At 31.7% G+C, this 2,146-nt stretch carries 1 protein-coding gene and 1 pseudogene; both read right to left on the reverse strand.

Translation table 11 applies throughout. The annotated features are described in order from the left end of the window. Positions 1 to 731 (reverse strand): hypothetical protein (locus tag FLP_RS14855; protein ID WP_131798891.1); only part of this gene is annotated, 731 nt, incomplete at its 3' end. 288 nt (positions 732 to 1,019) lie between these two features. Next, positions 1,020 to 2,146, reverse strand: a pseudogene (locus FLP_RS14860) (hypothetical protein); the annotation flags it as partial.

Below are 2,146 nucleotides of genomic sequence, written 5' to 3' on the forward strand. Positions count from 1 at the left end.
CTTATTTTGTCATGAACTAAGGAACTTAACTTTTTGCTTTCCCAAACATATTGCTTCGCATTTACAGTTTTAAGTGCATTGTCTAAAGCTGCTGCTGCACTTATTTTATAATTGCTTGTGGCAGGCAGTTTTTTGCTGACAGAACCAAACGCATCAATTTTAGTTTTATTTTCTCTTACTTTGTAAATGGCTCCTTCAACAGGAATAGAATTGTGCAGCTGCTGATAAGTGGCCAAACTTCTTCCGTGCTTTTCAGAAACTGATTTTAACTGCATTCTGTCAGAACTAGTTAAACCAAAAGATTCTTTTTTTACTTCAAATACATTTTTTACAGTCAAATTTGCAGACTTAGCAAAAGATTTAACTTTGGTAATGGTATCTTGTTGAGTTGTTCCTTCTTTAGTATTACTTAAATTTTGAACGCGCAGTTTTTGACTTGCCTGTACTTGTTTTTTTACCGCTTCACTTTCTTCATTTGAAAGTTTTTGCCCCACGATATTCTCTTCATTCTGATTAGATGGATTATTGACATCATTATCCTGAGCGGAATTAGAATCAGTAGTTTTCTTAGAAACTTGATCTTTTTTTTGATTTGCCGATGGCAATTGAACAGCCATAGGCACATTACCTGTTTTTGCTTTTTGTAAAGGCGATTGGGCCATTCCTACGGAACTTATCAGGAAGCCTAGCAAAAGAAACAAATACCTGGTTTTCGAGTAAATCTGGTTCATTTTTTTTAATTTAAANNNNTCTTGTTATTTTTTGTACAATTTTTAAGAGTGCGCTCTTTTTTGTTTTTGTTTCCTCTAAAAGTTCATCAAGACTTTTTAGAGTTTCCTTCTTTTTCTTCGTGTTCATCCAAATTTATTTATAATAGATTTGGCGAATATAGAAGTACAGTTTCAGGCACTGTAAAAAAGGACTAATGCAAAAACACTCGGAGGTAGAAATGGATCACTAAAAAAACACTCATTTTAACATAAACTATTACAAATCAAACGTTTAATCTAATAAAAATTTTATACTTGATCTTGCTTAAAAGTATTTAAATAAGTCGAAAGATTGACTTTTTCATTGGTCAAATCAAACTTTTTACGAAGTCTTGTACGTGCATTTTCAATAGATTTGAAAGACTGACCTGTAATTTGAGAAATCTCCTTGGTAGTTAAATCGAGATATAAGAGCGCACATAATCTGCGGTCTTTTGGCGTAAGTGAAGGATAATCGATCGTAAGCTTATCGAAGAAAGATTTATGAACCTGCTCAAAGCTTATTTCAAATTCTTTCCAGATATCTGTATTTAAATCTTTTTCCAGACGTTTTAATACGATGTCGATTGCCTGCTGCATTTCTTTGTTGGCCGTTTGCAGTTTAATTTTTTTTAGATCTGTAAGGATTTCGTTGATATTATCGGTGCGGTGTATTTCTGACATCGCTTTTCCGACCAAAACCATATTTTTGGCCTCAAGACTCTGCTTCAGTTCTTGTTGTTTGGTTTTTAATTTTTCTTGTTCCAGTTGATTTTTAACATTCCTGTTTCGATATCGTATTAGTAGATTGATCAAAATCAAAATTCCGACAACTAATATTAATCCAATGACATAAAACTGGAATCGTTCTTTTTCTTCAATCAGTGTTCTTATTTTGCTTCGAACTTTATAATCCTGCTCCAGCCTTATTCTTTCTAAGTTTACCGCTTTTTGCCCTATATTAATACTATCACTAATAGTGCTGTATTGCTGAAAATAATAAACGGCATTTTTATAATCTTGTTTGGTTAAATAAACTTCATAAAGTATTTTATTCAATTTTAATCCTGAAAAACTTATTGCATTTTCTTTAGTCAATTCTAATGCTTTCTTTGCATATACAATAGCGGGTTCAAGTTTATGCTGTTCTAAATTATATTCTGAAAAAGATTCATAAACAAATGCCTGAAGCGGATTATCAATAGAACTGTTAAATAGAGAAAAAGCTTTTTCAAAATAAAGATCAGCATTTTGCTTGTCTTTTTTAGAAGCATAAGCTCTGGCCATATTGGTAAAAATGTAAACCGTTAACGTTTTATCATTTAAAATTTTACTGAATCTATGAGCTTTTTGATAATAATATAAGGAAGAATCGGCATTTTTATCCAGATAAATCG

This window comes from Flavobacterium piscis (assembly GCF_001686925.1).
Classification (GTDB): Bacteria; Bacteroidota; Bacteroidia; order Flavobacteriales; family Flavobacteriaceae; genus Flavobacterium; species Flavobacterium piscis.